This is a genomic window from Rhizobium ecuadorense, assembly GCF_001187535.1.
Lineage (GTDB): Bacteria > Pseudomonadota > Alphaproteobacteria > Rhizobiales > Rhizobiaceae > Rhizobium > Rhizobium ecuadorense.
On sequence record NZ_LFIO01001605.1, the window covers coordinates 1 to 264 of the forward strand.

General features: G+C 62.5%; 1 protein-coding gene. It reads left to right on the forward strand.

Annotated features, from left to right (window positions below):
- A partial coding sequence (locus AF337_RS32720; RefSeq protein ID WP_160320396.1) for a BA14K family protein occupies nucleotides 1-239 on the forward strand: 239 nt, incomplete at its 5' end.
- Nucleotides 240-264: the final 25 nt, after the last annotated feature.

The following is a 264-nucleotide window of genomic DNA, read 5'->3' on the forward strand; positions in this document are numbered from 1 at the left end:
GTTATGGCTCGTATCGACGCTACGATCGCGGCTGGCGCCATAATGACAACACCGGCGCCATCATAGGCGGTCTGGCGGCCGGCGCCCTCATCGGCGGCATCATTGCCTCGCAGCCGCGGGCCTATACCTCGCAAGGGTACAGCTCACATGCCGATTATTGCTACTCCCGCTATCGGTCCTACCGCGCCTATGACAATACCTACCAGCCGAACTACGGCCCGCGCCGCCAGTGCCGCTAGTCCGACCTATCCATCAGAGCAAGCC